Raw genomic sequence first — 16401 nt, 5'->3', positions numbered from 1 at the left:
ATGTAACATAGGCTTTGCCGAGCCTTCAGAACTAAAAGCATGTGAGAACCACTTGCTTTTTTTTGTTGCCCAAATCAAATAAAATTTATTAAAATATGAGCAACACAAATGAGGGCGGATGCCTACCCATAGTGGGATTTATTCTTTACGCAGTCGTTATTATCGGTTCGGGAATTCTCTCTTGGAACTGGATTGAACCAAAATCTTTTGTAGGAGCAATCGGCTTTATGATACTTTGGGGAATTCTCTCCTACATCGGATACTTGATTCTCATTGGAATTATCACATTATTATCTGAAAAATAATTCATTATGAAAAAGATTTATCTATTAATGGCTTTTTGTGCAATAGTTGGTTGTAAAAAGCGTGATATATGGGATGATGTTTATCTGGACTCCGATTCCATTAGCACTGACACCACCTATCAGACTTCTACACCTGTTTTTAACAATTCTACAAGCATTATTCATGATACAGTAACAATTGCTCCAATAAAGCCTAAATACGCAATTGTATGGGCTATAATAGCACCCAATAGTGATTCCACACTTACTAAAGAGAATATTTCTCGCTACCAAAGTATCGGAAGTGATGTTATTGAAATGACAGATATAAGTGAAGATGCTAAGTACAAAAAGATGGACGAGTTCGAGAGAACATTATACAAGGAAGGTGCTGTTCCCGTAGGAATGAATATCAGAAAAAGAAAAATTCTTGTCTTTGACAGTTACGCCGAAGCCTCAAAACAGAGAGAAGAATTTATTAAATAGACATTATTAACAATTCAAAAATAATTACAATGAAAAAATTAATTTTTACTTTAATGTTCGTATTACCAATGTTTTATTTTGCACAGGAAGAAAAACAAAAAGCATCAACAACCGCTAAAGAGTGTGACTTACCAAAGGATTTCAAGGAGCCAATCAAAAACAATCGTTTGAAAAAATTTGTAGCAATTGATAACGGTGTTGAAGAAAAAGAGGTAACTATAATCAGAGCACAAAACGGCTTTGGAAGTGGGATTTATACTACCTGCATAAAGGGACAGCTTGTTCAGTATCAAAAAATGGGAACTGTGTTTATGCGCGAGGGGAAAAATCCTTTTAATAATGCAAAATGATATTGCAGTTTAAAAGCGGTTGTATACCCACATTTAAATACAATGAGCACACGATTTGGGAAGATATTTTATTTTTCTTCATTATGTTTACACTCTTAATTTTCTATACTATTTGTGCTTATTATCTCACACTTACTTTAAAAATCGGAATACAAAGACTCAAATGTTTTTTTAGCAAAAAGAATATGTAGCAATTTTAAAACCTGCTTTTATAAGCAGGTTTATTTTTCTGTTAAATAAATTATTGCTTTTTTGAATAAGTGTTAATATTTAATATATTTGCTATTATTCATAATGTTTAATAACTAATAACGACATATTCACAAATAAAATGAAAGAAAATCATTTCTTCGAAAATCAAACTATCTCGTCGAAAATTAAAGCGAGCATAATTTCGGAATACTTTCCAAGCTATTGCAGTATAATTACAAGTAAATATCAGCCTAAGCAAATTAGATATATCGACTTATTTGCTGGTCCTGGGTTTTATGAAGACGGAAATCCTTCTACACCTATTCTAATTGGGAAGCATTGTAGTAAAATAGAGTTGCTAAGACAAAATGTTAAAATGATTTTTAATGATAATTACTATCATGATGCTTTAAAAACAAACTTCAAAAATGAATTCCCTGAAGGTACTTTTGCTAAATCCATTCATTTTGGAAAAAGTACGGTAGGAGAAAGCACTGCTATAACGGAATTTTTAAAAGCTAATACCCATAGTGGGGCAAGAAATAGATCTAAAAATGATTTTCCGTCACTGCTTTTTATTGATCCTTTTGGATATAAAGGTATTGAAACGCTCGTTTTAGCTGAATTTTTAAAAAATTGGGGAAACGAAATATTTATTTTCGTCAATACAAAAAGGATTCATCCTGCTCTAGAAAATGATAAGTTTGAAGGATTGATGCAGGATTTATTTCCTACTACATTTAAAAAACTTAAGAATGATAGACGATTTAAAGCTACAGTACCCGAAAAACTAAATTTAATTATTGATAGCTTAGGAGATGAATATAAAACACATCTTGGACAAAAAATTTTTTACACAGCTTTCAAATTCCAAGAAGAAGATGTTGATGCTACGAGTCATTATATACTACATTTAACAAAAGGAGCAAGAGGATATGATCTGATTAAAACAACCTATAATGATTTCGCAAATGTTGGAACTGTTTTCGACGGAGTTAATACCTACACTTTTGATGCAAAAAAGTATGAAACAGAAATCAATGAACTTTTTGATGAAAAGTCAATAAATATTGACAAACTTGCGGACGAATTATTATTAAAGTATAAGAATAAACAACTAGCTGCAAGTCAGCTTTTTGACGAGCATCAAATAAGTGGTCTTTACAGTAGATATCATTACACTGAAGCACTAAGAAAACTAGTTGACCAAAAAAAGATAAAAGCAATATTTACAGATAACAAAAATCATAAAGTGACAGTTTTAATATCTAAAGACTGTTTATTAAATTTTAACTAATGGCAAATTCATCAATTGAGTGGACTGAAATGACTTGGAATCCTACAACAGGATGTACAAAAATTTCAACAGGATGTAAATTTTGTTATGCTGAAATCATGACTCGTAGATTAAAAGCTATGGGGCAGGAAAAATACAAAGACGGTTTTAAAATTGTTAAATCTCATCCAGATACTTTAACTATTCCTTATACTTGGAGAGCGCCAAAGGTTGTATTTGTCAACTCTATGAGTGATCTCTTTCATAAAGATATTCCACTTGAGTTTATAAAAGATGTTTTCAAAGTAATGAATGAGAATCCACAACACATATTTCAAGTATTGACCAAAAGATCAGAGCGTCTGTTTGAGGTTCATCAAGACCTTAAATGGACTCATAACATTTGGATGGGGGTTTCTGTAGAAAGTAAAGATGTAGTTGAGCGTATAGATTTTCTTAGAAAAACGAATGCAAAAGTAAAATTTTTATCTCTTGAACCATTAATTGGAGAATTAGAAAATTTGAATTTGCAAAATATTGATTGGGTTATTGTTGGTGGTGAAAGTGGGCATCGACCTAGACCAATGAAGGAAGATTGGGTTATTGATATACAGAAACAATGTCAAAATGCTGATGTAGCATTCTTTTTTAAGCAATGGGGAGGGAAGAATAAAAAAGCAGCAGGAAGATTATTAAATGGTAGAACCTATGATGAAATGCCTTCTAATAAGGAATAAAAATAGAAAAAAATTACAATAACCTATAATTAATTAAATAATGAGAAAAAAAATGACATTTCTATTCTGCCATAGAAAATTAGATCTTATTAAAGGGTTTTTAACTTTATTAGGATTATTTTGGTTGCTTATTGAAGTAACATCTTTTTTTTGGGAATGGTTCAATGAATTTTCTAACAAAAACTTAGGATTATTTATTTTTATTTTAATAGTTACATTACTTATTACGTTAAAAATAAATTATCCAAAAACAGAAATTTCAAGAGAGTTTAAAAATCTAAATAATACTATTGTAAAAATTGAAATTGGTGAACTTTTAGACAAAGAAGGAAATATTATTATTGGGTCAAGTGATTTTTTTGATACTACTACAAATAATACAACATCTATAAAAAAACAAATAATAGATAAATTTTTCAATGGAGCCATCCAAAGTTTGGATAGCCAAATAGAAACAAGTTTAAACATTCAAAACATTCGTGGTATAACTGTCTCGCCAACTGAAAAACCAGTCGGAAAAAGAGTTAGATATGAAATAGGTGATACTGCTTATTTTTCTATCCCATCAAATATAAATATTAAAGTTTTCATTTCTGCAATATGTAAAATAGTTTATAAAGGAGGAGCTAAAACGAAAGAAGCAGATATAAAAATGCTAACTGGAGCATTAGAAAAAATATGGTCAACCATTAGAAATAATAGTAACAATAAAAACATATATATACCTATACTAGGGGCAGGAATAACAGGTTTAAATATGTCTAAAACAACTTTATGTCAGCTTATAATTGTCTCATATTTAATAAACTCAAAAAATAATAAAATCGGGAAATCATTAAATATTATTATCCCTGAAAGGAATTATGATCCTGAAATGTTTAACAACTTAGAAATATTTATAAAATCATTTAGCATATGAAAAGATTTATACTTTATAGAAATTTTATAATAGTCGTTTCAATCATAATAATAATTTTTATATTAATTATAACTTTTCAATTAATTAATAATGAATCTCAAAGACTGTATGAAATAGATTTTAATGGTAAACAAGCAGAGATATCTGCTTATGCGTCCCTTATAGGAAGTCTTTTAAGTTTTTTATCAATTGCTTTTGTAATATATACTATAATCTATCAAAAAAATGAGAGTGTAATTGTTGAAAAGACAAAAGTAACTGATGAAAAAAATGATTTGAAAAAAAGGTTACATTTAGTCGTAAATCATATTGAGTCATTTATTAATTCATTAAAAGAAATGAATAATCAAATTACTATTTATATAGAAAAAGAAAAAAAAGCCCCCTCTCAAATACATACACTCTATTTCAATGTAAATAAAAATTTTTCTCGAATAATCAGCAATGACCCGCAAAATATTTATAATGCCTTAAAAGCTTTAAGCTCTAATCAAGATTTTGAAATTTTATTTTCAGAATTATTTAAAAATTTAGATTTTTATAATGATCTATTGATTGAGCTTAAGAAAAATAATAAAAGCTATAAAAGACAAAAATTTAAAAAATTAGAAAATTTGGGTGAAGAAATTTTGGATTTATATAATATGAAAGCAAACCTAATAACAAATTACAAAAGAGCTTTCCCAGGAATTCATCATATAAAACCTTGGGTTGAAAAAGTTAACAAATCAATCGAAAAATATTATAAATATTTAGATGAATGTGCTAAAAAAAACGAACAAAATGATATTGATTATTTGAATGATACTGTGTTTACAGAATTTATTGAAGGAGCAAATTTCACTATAAAAGTAATTGGTCCAGATGAATATGGAGGAATGGAAATAATGCAAAAACTTTCACAAATTAGAAAACATCTTTATTTTATTAAATCGAACGTATTTGTTTATCTAGAGGATTTGGAGCATTACCAAAATGAATACTTAAAAGATGATTCAAATGGAATAACAGAACTTAAATCAATTAGTTCAAAAATAGCTAATTGCTTATCATAAAAAGTAGGAAATTACTCCTACTTTTTTTCGAATATTACAACTCCGGCTTCTTATACAATGTCCGTAAACTAACTTTCTATTAGTTCAGTAAACTTACTATCCATAAGCGATAAGAGTGTTTTTTTATTTTCTAATAATTTATTTTTTTCAAAGTATGGGTAAACCTTTTTCGATTCTAACTTGAAACTATCCTTACTTAGTTCAGCCCAATACTTGTGTGAGCAATATTTATATAGCTTATTTTTCTTATAATGTGAAAAATCTCTAACCTCGATATCATCAATGCACATTAGTTTAAATTTCACAATACTATGCAATTTTTCATAGAGAAAAATTAAATTATCTCGATCATCTAAATCGCTTAAAAAGCAAATTCCATTTTTATTAAAATCTCTTTTATCTAAAAATTTAATCTCAATTCTTAAAATTGCTTCTCCATCGCATTGTTGCCTACCCTTATGATAAATCTTAAGTCTATAATTACCTTTTTGAAATTCTTTATAGACCTGCTCTTCTGTGGGCGGAGGGAATTTAGAAACTTCACAAAAGTCATAGAGAATACATTGATTCAATATAAATTCATCCAAATCAAATGGCAATCTTATATTTAATCCAAATTCTAAACCTTGTGAAAGTTCTAGTTTATCAACCGGGAACTTAATCCTATCCTCTAGAAAATCAATTGCATTAACAAGAGAAGAATGCTTAAAATCATTATAATTCCCATCAATTCCATACACTATTTTATTATAAAAATGATGTAAAGAGTTATGAAGATAAGCTCCTTGATTAGTGATTTTAAGTTCCATATTTTCAAATTCTTTTTTGTAGGTCTCATACGAAACAAGTGCATTTTCAGCTTTATCAAATCTGGTATAACTTATTTTTTCAAGGTTGTAATTATCTTTCATAATTCCAAAAATTTCATTTTTATCGGGAAAATATGCTTTAATATAATCTATCATTTTCAGAAGTATTAAGATTAAACATATTTTCTGCTATCAAATCCGCAATTTACCTCTGCTTCTATCATTGAAAGAGATTTATATCTTTGTCCAGATATAATTTCATTCATTAAATCTTTCCTCAATACAAGAAATTTATTTGCAAATTCAGGTTTGTATGCTGGAATCAATCCAGAATTAATTTTGTCTCTAACGACTCTTTCATTCATTCCAAGAAGTTCAGCAACCTCTTTAGTTGTTAAAACTTCTTTTGTCTGTACAATACGACTAAAAATATCTAGTTTTGCTATATAAACAGAAAATAGTCTGGTTACTATTTTTTGTACCAACTTTTCGATTATAAAACCGAAATTTTCGTTATGGCTGGATTTCGCCGTCATGGTAGTTTTTTCCATACCATTGGCGTATCAAGAATTTAGCAATTGTGCCAAAAACAAAAAAACTCCCACTTTGTAGTGGGAGTTTTAAATAATTGGCAATCATGTATTTATGATTTAAAATAAAATATCAATTCATTTATAATATCTGATTTTATTAATAAAATGTAATTTTTTTATAAAAAATACAAAGTAGGAGTTTGTTATTTTATGCTTACCACTTCATCAAGAATCCTAAAGCAATTTTCTAAGTTCAAAACATCTGATTGATTGGTTGAGTATTTTAAATCTTTTAGCTTATCAGAATTTACTTCAGCATTATTTTGATAAATGAAAAAATCGGATAAAATCTTCCAATGTGTATTATTTGTTGAAGTAATAATATTTTTATCATTCAAAACTTTATACAAACTTTTTAATAGTGAAGGTGTTTTAAGCCAAATAATTTTATCTCTTTCTCTTCTTCGATTATTGAACAAATCATCTACTTGCTCATAAGTTGTCAAATTTGAAATGAACCCATTTCCTAACAAACCATTTTTAATAGAATTTATTACAATTTTCCTTGCTTCATCAGTTAATCCCTTTTTAAAATTAGGTCTATTTTCTATCTGAAAAGATTGAACTTCTTTCTTAGAGGGGTAAACAAGTTTTTTTAAAGCATTAAAATTATCTTTAGATAAATAATCAACAAAATTAGAATAGAAATCACGAAAAACATCTAAATAGATCTCTTTAACAGCAATTCCATATTTAGAAAATACATTTTTTTCCTTGCGAATTGCGTCATCTAAATTATTATAATCACTCAACAAAAGTTTAGTAAGTTTGTTAATATAGTTAAACTTATTCTTTGACAGGATATACTCATGCCGAAGCAAAGTTTGTGATTTTGTCTTTTCTTTTAACAAAGCATTATATAAAGGTTCAAAAAATGAAACCATTTTAAGCTCTCCGTCTTCACCTTCAATTCTCATCTTACCTTCAACTTTATACTCAAATTCATATTCTTTAACATTGATAAAGTAATGATATGCTATAAGGTAAAAGTAATCACCTCTAATGAAGATATTTTTAAACATATCAAAGTTCTCTATTTTCGTCTCATCAATATTTAAACCTTTTGGACGTAAACTTTCTTTATTCCAAAAGAAATAACGAAACTTTGAGAATGGGTATACATCGAATTCTTCGTCGTCTTTATTCCCTTCTTCAAAATATTGAAATAGCGGAGAGAAATCAAAATCATTATCTATAACAGGTAAAAATTCTATCATATTCCAATATTATATTATTAATTGTACTTACTTTTCTTTTATCCACTATTTTAGCATAAATTTCGGTTGTAGTTACATTTTTATGACCAAGCATTTTTGAAATAAGATATATATCTGCTCCGGCTTCTAGTTGTGTAACAGCATAGGATGTTCGGAAATTATGAAAAGTTACTTTCTTATCAATTTCTGCCTTCAACAGCCATTTCCTCAAATTATCATTGAGTGAATGATATGCAATTCTATCAAAAACAAAATCTGATTTTTTTGTTCTATCTCCCATTAAATTTACAGCTTCTTCTGAAATAGGATGGTATTGAAATGCTGAGGTTTTTTGCATTCTGAAATATATATAGCTTACACCATCCCTTATAACAACATCTTCCCATGTCAAATTATTAATATCACTATAACGAAGACCTGTTAAAAATGCAAACATGCAATATCTCCTTAATGTTTCATCAGAAAATTCTGTTGTGAATAGAGTTCTACACTCATCAATTGTAAGAAAATTCTTCATGACTTCCTCTTCTTCAATCCAGCCAATACGTCCCTTAAAACTTTGTGATAGATAATTATCTTCATAAGCCATTTCTAACACCTGTATAAATCGAATAAAATAACTTGCCGCTGAGTTTCTTCTTAGTTTATGTTTGGTACTTTTTAGTTGATATGAGTCAAGTAATCTATTTTTGAAATCTTCGATTAAAGTTTTATTAATATCACTGAAAAGGACATTATTATAATATTTGACAAAATACCCGTAACAAGCTTTCCAAGCGCCAACTGAATTAGTTGCGTTTTCCGCTTTCTCTTTAAAGTATTCTGTAAATATTTTCTTTTTATTTTCAGCTAATTCTAATGTTTTCAGCTCCGTTTCTGTATAAATATCAGGCTTCGTAATTTCCCTGAATCTTTTGGCTCTAAGTAATTCAATAGCTTCAAGTATTTCTTTATTGTGGTGCTTTTGCGCCGGAGTAAGAGTTAATTTTTTAGGGCTACCCGTTTTATCTGTAATAATTTCAACTTTAGATTGTTTTTTGCCTTTTGAATCGTTGTAATATACAGTCTCGCTTTGGAAGTCATTATACAAAAAGTAACTGGTCTTCTCGTAACGTGTATATTTGCCTGTCTTTCTATTGAAAACAGGTGGATAGAAGTTTAAAGACAAATTACTCTTATTTCCTTTTACAAGTTTTTTTAGAACGGTTATTTTTTTACTCATTGAAGATTGTATTTACTAGGTTTTTGGGAACATACACATTTTTACCTTTGGGAATTTTCGGAATATTATGTTTTTTGCATAAATGATAAAATGAACCAGAACTTACATTAAATGCATCTAAAACTTCATTAATAGTATAATAATTATCATCACAGAAATATGGTAAATTATATTGTTTTTCTTCGTTATTTTCGACTTTTTGCCTAAAGAGTATATCTAAGTCAATCTTTCTAATTCTAACCGATTTAAAGCCTTCTAATTTGCTTAATCTGCCATCTTTTAACATTCGGTAAATTGATGTTCTACTAATATTGAGTAAAAGCATAACTTCTTTGATTGATAAGTAATCTTTCTTTTGAATTTCTTCAATATCATAACCTTTAATTTGAACTTCCAAATCCTTATCACTTTCTTGAATCTTTTCATCACGCTTTCTCTTTTTGTAGAATTTCTTAGCACAGTCATCGGAACAGCATTTTGTTGTAGTCTTTTTAGCTACAAATCTATTTCCGCAGAATTGACAAATTTTATTGACTTCCATAATGTCTAAATTCTCCCTAAAAATGTTTCACATTGTTTCCCCATGTTTCTCATTGTTTCAAAATGTAACATTTTTTAACGATGAAATTACAAATTTTATTCCAAATCAAATTCATAGAAACGGAATAGAAACAAATAGAATGTATATATTATGCAATATTAAATTTTGAAATAAAATAGAAAATAAATAAAAAACCCCTTAAATATTACATTTAAAGGGTTTTTCGTATTATTGTAATTGTAATCTATATACAATCTAAAACATAGCCTACTTTCCGATACAAAACTTAGAAAAAATATTTCCCAGCACTTCATCATTCGTAACCTCTCCGGAAATTTCTCCAAGATGTTCCAGCGCATTTCTAAGCTCGTAAGCAAGTAATTCTGTAGAAATTTGGAAAGAAATAGCTTCCTTTACTTTATGAACAGCATCCAGTGACTTTCGTAGTGCTTCAAAATGACGTTGATTGGTAATCACGACATTGTTTTCTTCGGATTTTAAATGCTCAACATAGGATGAAAGTTCATTTTTTAAATCCTGAATATTTTGATTTTCAACGGCTGATATTTTAATGAAATCAAACTCGTGGGTGATGGCATTCCTGAAGATGTTTTCTACCGTTTCGTATTTGGTAGGAATTACTTCATCAATTTTTGTTGCGCAGATGATCAGTTTCAGATCTTCTCTCAACAGAGACTGAATCATTTCAATATCCTCTGAAAAATCTTCTGTAGCTGCATCCGCCAGATAAACAAGGATATTAGCATTTTCAACCTTTTCCTTTGCTTTTTTAACCCCGATAGCTTCAATTTCATCCATAGTCTCGCGAAGTCCTGCAGTATCAATCAGTCGGAAGGCGTGGCCTTTAATATGAAGAATTTCCTCAATGGTATCTCTGGTAGTTCCGGCAATATTACTTACAATTGCCCTTTCTTCCTTCAAAAGAGAGTTCAATAGTGTGGACTTTCCGGCATTTGGTTTTCCGATGATGGCAACGGCAGTTCCGTTTTTAATGGCATTTCCGTATTGGAAGCTTTCAATAAGAGAATTTAGTTTTAATTCAATTTTATCCAATAATCCGTTCAGAGCTGTTCGGTCTGCAAATTCTACATCTTCTTCAGCGAAATCCAGCTCTAGTTCAATCAGGGAAACAAAATTCAGAAGATCTGTTCTTAATAGAGAGATTTCGTTGGTGATTCCTCCTTTTAACTGATTGATAGCTACTTTTCTGGATGCTTCGTTGTCAGAGGCAATTACATCAGCAATAGCTTCTGCCTGAGAAAGGTCAATTCTTCCGTTGATAAAGGCACGGAGTGTAAATTCTCCTGCTTTGGCCATTCTCGCTCCGTTTTTGATCAGAGTTTCAAGAATACGTTTTCCGATATGCGGGGAGCCGTGAAAAGCAATCTCCACAGAATTTTCAGTGGTGAAACTTTTCGGCGCAAGAAATAGAGAAAGCATTACCTCATCAATTGCTTCCGTTTCATCCATAAAATAACCATAATGAATGGTATGGGATTTCTGTTTTTCCAGTTTTTTTGCCGGAAAACTTTTCTGAACTACAGATAAAGCTTCATTTCCTGAAACCCGGATGATGCCTAAAGCACCTATTCCATTGGCAGTAGCCAGTGCGCATATCGTATCATTATTCATGCTGCAAATTTACGATTTTTAATATGAATTTTTGCTGAGGTCTGTTATTCAGATTATCTATTGTTGTATTCAGATGAAAATCAGGTAAGAGGCTATTGTGATAAAATTTATCATGATTTTAACTATTTAGTGATTGTAAATAAGGATGTTGTATATGAAAGCGTAACATTTTTTTATTAAACCATAATCTGATTGGGTATGAAAAAGAAGATTTAAACTTTCAAATAATAAAAAGTAATCTTTTGGTTGATAGTGGTTTTTTGTGTTGTAATTTACTGTAATATAGTGTTTTATAAATATTTTAGTAGGATGATTAAATACAAATGCTGATAAAGTATTTTAAGATTATAAAAAATTAAACACCTGTTTGGTATGTTAATTGTTTCTTAGTCCGGCAATGATGTTGAAAATTTAAATATTTTTCAATTAAACGGTAATAATCTGTTAAAATATTATAAATATACATGGATAAATTATTTTTTTTAAAGATTAATAAAAAAGTCATTTTTTTATTAATGCTTATTTTTAGCGTTGTAGTCTATGGTCAGTGTATTCCTTATACAGGGCAGGCGATGACAAGTGGTAATACTTATTGTCTTAACGGCAGCCTTAGTGTAAGTACAAATATTAGTATCCCGAATGGGGCAACACTTATTATTCAATCCGGACAGCTTCAGTCTAATAGTATTCAGGTGGATGGTGTTCTGGAAATCGGTGATGGTGCCAGTGTTCAGTCTACAGGGACCGTGAAAGTAGGAACTTTCGGATCTCAGAAAAATTCAAAAATTAAATTAGGAACCAAATCCTTCTTATCCCTTGTTGGATCGGTAGTTCAGGAAGATCCAACTTTTGGTGGCTTTTATCCTGGTACAACTTCAGTTATTGAAATGGGAACCAATAGTGTTGTAGAAATATGTGGAACATTTACCCAGCAATCGACCACTTATCCTTCAGTGGAATATGTCGGAATTCCTACCGGAAAAGCATACTGTATTGCAAAAGCAGACGTAAGTGGAGGTGGAGGAGCTTCTATTATTAGTGATGATAGTCAGATTGTAACAATTGCCATGGGATCTGTCACAGGATTAGGGATGGGGAATTCAAGCTTCTGTGGTCCTAATGCAACGAAAGCCATGTGCCCGGGGCTGTGGCCTGAAGGGTTGTCCGAAGATAAATCAAGCTGTGGTAATGCTCCTGTTATTATTGATGAAATTGATGGGTTTTGTACAAAACCAGGAGCTTCAGGAACACCCGATGGCTTTACCAAATTTGGAATTACCATACAGCAGAAAAGCGATTCTTGGCCGGAAAATATACCTAATGGATTCTTAGCAATGGAATCAAAAAATAAAGGTTTTGTTATGACGAGAGTTCAGCATGTAAGCCAGACACCGCAACCTGGTGATGCCATTGCCGATCCGAAAGAAGGAATGCTTCTATATGATATTCAGGACAAATGTGTAAAGCTTTATAACGGTACAGAATGGAAATGTGTACAAAAAAGCTGTAATGATTAATTTAACCAATAAGAGTATGAAAAATATAAGAAATATAAGTATAGCCGTTGCCCTGATTGTTTTTAATTCATTTTACGCTCAGGTAGCTATTGGAAAACAGACGGTGGATGGAAAAAGTACCGTATTGGATTTTGATAACGTTTCCGGAAATACAAAAGGTTTGATTCTTCCTGCAACATCCGGATTTCCAACCGGAAATTTGGTGAATGGAACATTAATCTTTGATATCACAGATAATAAAGTAAAAGTCTATGAAAATGACACCTGGAAATCATTGTCAGATGCCGGTAATTCAAGTGCGGTTATTGTCAATAATTCAGCAGAATCAGGGAAAGGAGTTATTATGGGAGAAGGAGTAAGTGCAGCTGATGGAGTGCTGGTCCTTGAATCTCAGGATAAAGCAATGATTCTTCCAAAAATAGCAACACCGCATCTTAGCGTAAAGAATCCTTATCCGGGTATGATCTGTTATGATACAACCAGTAAAACACTGGCAATATTTGATGGATCAGTCTGGAATTACTGGAAATAATGATGAGGAATTAATCGGAATGTTCTGGTTAACAATAAAATAGCAGCCATATGTTTTATATGGCTGTTTTTTATTTTGATTTAAACAATCTGGGCACTTTCTTTAATGCTGTTCATCACAAAAATACTTTTGGTCTGACCGATTCCCTCAATTTCTGATAATTTATTTACAAAAAACTCATGGAATTCATCCATATTGGGAGCCAGGATCTTCAGCATAAAATCAAAATCTCCGCTGATATTATAAAACTCCACAACTTCCTTCAGTCTCCCGACTTCCTCAATAAATTTTCCTGCTGTTTTTTTATTGTGAACACTCAGTGCGATCATGCAGATCACCATCATTCCCTTGTTGACTTTTTTACGGTCTACAACAGCTGTGTATTCTTTAATAATTCCCTGTTTTTCCATACGTTTGATACGTTCATGGGTGGGTGTGGGACTTAGATTGATTCTTGCTGAAATGTCACGGACACTCATCTTGGCGTCTTTCTGAAGAAGGCGCAGGATTGATAAGTCTTTTTCGTCGGGGATATAATTTTCAGTTGCCATTTTGTTCTGTTTTTATGGATTGTTGTTTGGTGTATCAGGAGTTTTGTTCTTTTTTTTGTGATTTTAATTTTAACATTGTTCCAAATTTAAGGTTAAATTTTTAAATACGTTCTGTAAATTTTAATTTTGCAGGAAATTTGAATATATGGATACAAGGAAGAATGTAATATTAATTTTAGCATCGGTGGGGACATTTGTGGAGGCTTTGGATATTGCCATTATTAATTTAACAATTCCTTCTATTCAACAGCAGTTTCAGATCGGAGCAGAGACTGTTCAATGGCTGCAAACGCTGTATGTGTTGTTCTTTGGAGGATTTCTGATTATTGGCGGAAAGCTTTCAGATCAGATCGGAAGAAAGAAAATGTTCTTGCTTGGAGCGCTGGTTTTTATGCTGACTTCATTAGGCGCAGGATTGTCTCAAAACTTTGAAGTACTGGCTGTTTTCCGTGCTTTACAGGGATTGGGAGCTGCGTTGGTGATGCCTTCAGCATTATCGATTGTGACCAATACATTCAGAGGAGAGCAGGAGAGAAACCGTGCGATCGGAATTTTCAGTTCATTTGCTGCTATCGGTTCAGGAAGTGGTCTTTCGGTTGGAGGAATTATCAGTACATACCTGAGCTGGCACTGGGTTTTCCTGATTAATGTACCTATTCTTCTGATAACACTTGTGCTGTCTTACTACTATCTGCCAGCAGATGAGAAAAATGAAACAGCGCAGAAAACAGATATGATTTCCGGAATATTAATGGTGCTTGGGCTTTTAAGTCTTACTTACGGTACTCATGAATTAGTTTATGTTAAAGAACAGCCTTTTATGGTCATTGGCTCTTTGATTTTGGCAGTATCGCTGCTTGTTATGGTGTATTACCGATTGAAATCTGTAGCTGAACCTTTGGTTGATTTAAAATTATTCAAACACAAATCTTTAGTAATTTCCAATGCCGTATTCTTTACGCTGGGTGCATTTTTTATCGGATTTTTATTCCTGATTTCATTAATGCTTCAGAAAGATATGGGCTATAGCGCTGCTTCAGCAGGATTAATGCTGGTTCCATTCAGTATCATATCTGCTTTGACTGCTAAATTTATTCTTCCTCATGTCTCAAAACGTCTGAATTCATCTCAAATGGGGGTTTTAGGATGGTTGTTTATGCTGATGGGAGGATTGTTATTGCTGATCTCCGTTTATACCGGACATCCGCTAGCCGTAGTTTTATTGGGGGCGGCGTGTATTTCGGGAGTAGGAATGACGTTTTGTTTTACGGCGCTTTCAGTAATGGGAATTCAGGATGTTGAACCTTCAAATTATGGATTGGCATCAAGTTTGAGTTCTACAAGTTACTTTTTGGGTGCAGGGATTGGATTGTCATTCATGACTTTAATGAGCCAGATCTTTCCTTCAGAGTTTTCAGTAGGAAGTCTGAACCTGATTGTCTTAATCAGTTATGCTCTTTTAGCACTCGGAATGTTGTTTTATTTTATATTGAAAAGCTTAAAAGTGAAGCAGGCAAAAGTAGCCGTTTCATAGCAGGCGGCCTAAAAATACACAAACTATATGAGGAAGAATCGGTGCTTAGGTGTCGGTTCTTTTTTTTGTCTTTCCGCTTCACTTCGTTACCTTTGTTCTTTTACTATACATCATGAAAATACAGATCATCAGTGATCTTCACCGGGAATTTGGGAGTACGGAATTATGTTTTGATCATTCTGATATTGTTGTTTTGGCAGGTGATGTCAATTTAGGAACCAAAGGCATTGAATGGATTAAAAATACCATTCCCGATAAACCTGTAATTTATGTTTTGGGTAATCATGAATATTATAAAGGTTCCTACCCTAAAACCCTTAATAAGATTAAAGAAGCAGCATTGGATTCCAATGTATTTGTCCTGGAAAACTCATTTATAGATATTGAAGGTATTCGTTTTCATGGTGCTACTTTATGGACGGATTTTTCCATCTTTGGGAATCCGGTTCAGTACGGAATGCTTTGCCAGTCTAAAATGAATGACTATAAAATGATCAGAAGAGATCCTTCCTATTCCAAAATGAGAACATTGGATACCTTCAAAATCCATCAGTTTTCAAAAGAATGGTTAAAAGAAAGTCTTGAAGCTTCAAAAGGTCTTAAAAATATAGTCGTTACCCATCACGCACCCAGTATAAAATCTGTTCCTGAACACTACAAGGAAGATCCGGTAACGTCTGCTTATGCCTCCGATCTGGAATACTTAATCTCAGAACATAAACCATTATATTGGATTCACGGGCATATTCATACTCCATGCAGATACAAAATTGAAGAGACAGAAATCATCTGTAATCCTCACGGTTACATTGATGAAAAGTACAATGGGTATGATAAAGAATTGATTGTTGTTATTTAACAAAAGCATTATTCACTTATTGGTATTTTTAATTTTTTGACCTTAATTACTATCTTCGTGCTTAATTTTCTTTC

At 31.4% G+C, this 16401-nt stretch carries 18 protein-coding genes; 11 read left to right on the top strand and 7 right to left on the bottom strand.

Annotated features, from left to right (window positions below; translation table 11 throughout):
* Positions 1-95: 95 nt before the first annotated feature.
* The 7 genes from FW780_RS07370 to FW780_RS07340 all read left to right on the top strand — a co-directional run bounded on the left by FW780_RS07370 (position 96) and on the right by FW780_RS07340 (position 5299).
* Positions 96-305 (top strand): hypothetical protein, encoded by a 210-nt coding sequence (locus FW780_RS07370; protein ID WP_149832941.1) that lies wholly within the window; start codon positions 96-98, stop codon positions 303-305.
* Between the two features lie 27 nt (positions 306-332).
* A complete protein-coding gene (locus FW780_RS07365; RefSeq protein ID WP_149832937.1) occupies positions 333-770 on the top strand; it encodes a hypothetical protein in 438 nt (145 codons plus the stop codon).
* 29 nt (positions 771-799) lie between these two features.
* Positions 800-1120, top strand: coding sequence for a hypothetical protein (locus tag FW780_RS07360; protein ID WP_149832935.1), 321 nt, complete (start codon positions 800-802; stop codon positions 1118-1120).
* Positions 1121-1451: 331 nt separating this feature from the next.
* A complete protein-coding gene (gene tcmP, locus FW780_RS07355) occupies positions 1452-2609 on the top strand; it encodes a three-Cys-motif partner protein TcmP (RefSeq protein ID WP_149832933.1) in 1158 nt (385 codons plus the stop codon).
* The gene (locus FW780_RS07350) at positions 2609-3325 is read left to right on the top strand and encodes a DUF5131 family protein (RefSeq protein WP_149832930.1); all 717 of its coding nucleotides are present in this window, start codon (positions 2609-2611) and stop codon (positions 3323-3325) included. Before tcmP ends, FW780_RS07350 begins: the two co-directional genes overlap by 1 nt.
* Before the next feature lie 40 nt (positions 3326-3365).
* Entirely contained in the window at positions 3366-4244 is an 879-nt protein-coding gene (locus tag FW780_RS07345; RefSeq protein ID WP_149832928.1) for a macro domain-containing protein, read from the top strand.
* Positions 4241-5299 (top strand): hypothetical protein, encoded by a 1059-nt coding sequence (locus FW780_RS07340; protein ID WP_149832925.1) that lies wholly within the window; start codon positions 4241-4243, stop codon positions 5297-5299. Before FW780_RS07345 ends, FW780_RS07340 begins: the two co-directional genes overlap by 4 nt.
* 68 nt (positions 5300-5367) lie before the next feature.
* Here FW780_RS07340 and FW780_RS07335 read toward each other — a convergent pair whose 3' ends face one another.
* From FW780_RS07335 to mnmE, 6 genes are all read right to left on the bottom strand, one after another.
* The gene (locus tag FW780_RS07335) at positions 5368-6264 is read right to left on the bottom strand and encodes a hypothetical protein (RefSeq protein WP_149832922.1); all 897 of its coding nucleotides are present in this window, start codon (positions 6262-6264) and stop codon (positions 5368-5370) included.
* A gap of 17 nt (positions 6265-6281) precedes the next feature.
* Positions 6282-6659, bottom strand: coding sequence for a helix-turn-helix domain-containing protein (locus FW780_RS07330; RefSeq protein WP_149832920.1), 378 nt, complete (start codon positions 6657-6659; stop codon positions 6282-6284).
* Positions 6660-6844: 185 nt separating this feature from the next.
* On the bottom strand, positions 6845-7918 hold the full coding sequence (locus FW780_RS07325; RefSeq protein ID WP_149832917.1) for a hypothetical protein: 1074 nt from the start codon (positions 7916-7918) through the stop codon (positions 6845-6847).
* Positions 7890-9140 carry a tyrosine-type recombinase/integrase gene (locus tag FW780_RS07320; protein WP_149832914.1) on the bottom strand — a complete coding sequence of 417 codons (1251 nt, stop codon included), beginning with the start codon at positions 9138-9140 and terminating at the stop codon, positions 7890-7892. The genes FW780_RS07325 and FW780_RS07320 overlap by 29 nt, the downstream gene beginning before the upstream one ends.
* The gene (locus FW780_RS07315) at positions 9133-9681 is read right to left on the bottom strand and encodes a helix-turn-helix domain-containing protein (protein WP_149832912.1); all 549 of its coding nucleotides are present in this window, start codon (positions 9679-9681) and stop codon (positions 9133-9135) included. Before FW780_RS07315 ends, FW780_RS07320 begins: the two co-directional genes overlap by 8 nt.
* 267 nt (positions 9682-9948) lie before the next feature.
* The gene (gene mnmE, locus FW780_RS07310; protein ID WP_149832909.1) at positions 9949-11334 is read right to left on the bottom strand and encodes a tRNA uridine-5-carboxymethylaminomethyl(34) synthesis GTPase MnmE; all 1386 of its coding nucleotides are present in this window, start codon (positions 11332-11334) and stop codon (positions 9949-9951) included.
* Positions 11335-11798: 464 nt separating this feature from the next.
* On the opposite strand from mnmE, the gene FW780_RS07305 reads away from it, so the two are divergent.
* The gene (locus FW780_RS07305) at positions 11799-12851 is read left to right on the top strand and encodes a hypothetical protein (protein ID WP_149832907.1); all 1053 of its coding nucleotides are present in this window, start codon (positions 11799-11801) and stop codon (positions 12849-12851) included.
* 16 nt (positions 12852-12867) lie between these two features.
* Positions 12868-13383 (top strand): hypothetical protein, encoded by a 516-nt coding sequence (locus FW780_RS07300; protein ID WP_241676868.1) that lies wholly within the window; start codon positions 12868-12870, stop codon positions 13381-13383.
* A gap of 80 nt (positions 13384-13463) precedes the next feature.
* Here FW780_RS07300 and FW780_RS07295 read toward each other — a convergent pair whose 3' ends face one another.
* Positions 13464-13934, bottom strand: a complete 471-nt coding sequence (locus FW780_RS07295; protein WP_149832902.1) for an Lrp/AsnC family transcriptional regulator — start codon at positions 13932-13934, stop codon at positions 13464-13466.
* Between the two features lie 145 nt (positions 13935-14079).
* Between FW780_RS07295 and FW780_RS07290 the strand changes: the two genes are divergently transcribed.
* Positions 14080-15468 carry an MFS transporter gene (locus FW780_RS07290; RefSeq protein WP_149832900.1) on the top strand — a complete coding sequence of 463 codons (1389 nt, stop codon included), beginning with the start codon at positions 14080-14082 and terminating at the stop codon, positions 15466-15468.
* Between the two features lie 112 nt (positions 15469-15580).
* Positions 15581-16327: a metallophosphoesterase gene (locus tag FW780_RS07285; RefSeq protein ID WP_149832898.1), complete on the top strand. Its 747-nt coding sequence runs from the start codon at positions 15581-15583 to the stop codon at positions 16325-16327.
* The last annotated feature ends 74 nt before the right edge of the window (positions 16328-16401 follow it).

It is taken from the genome of Chryseobacterium sediminis (assembly GCF_008386505.1).
In the GTDB taxonomy this organism is placed as follows: domain Bacteria; phylum Bacteroidota; class Bacteroidia; order Flavobacteriales; family Weeksellaceae; genus Chryseobacterium; species Chryseobacterium sediminis.
Note: the sequence above shows the minus strand (reverse complement) of the source record. Positions and strands in the feature narration are given on the sequence as shown.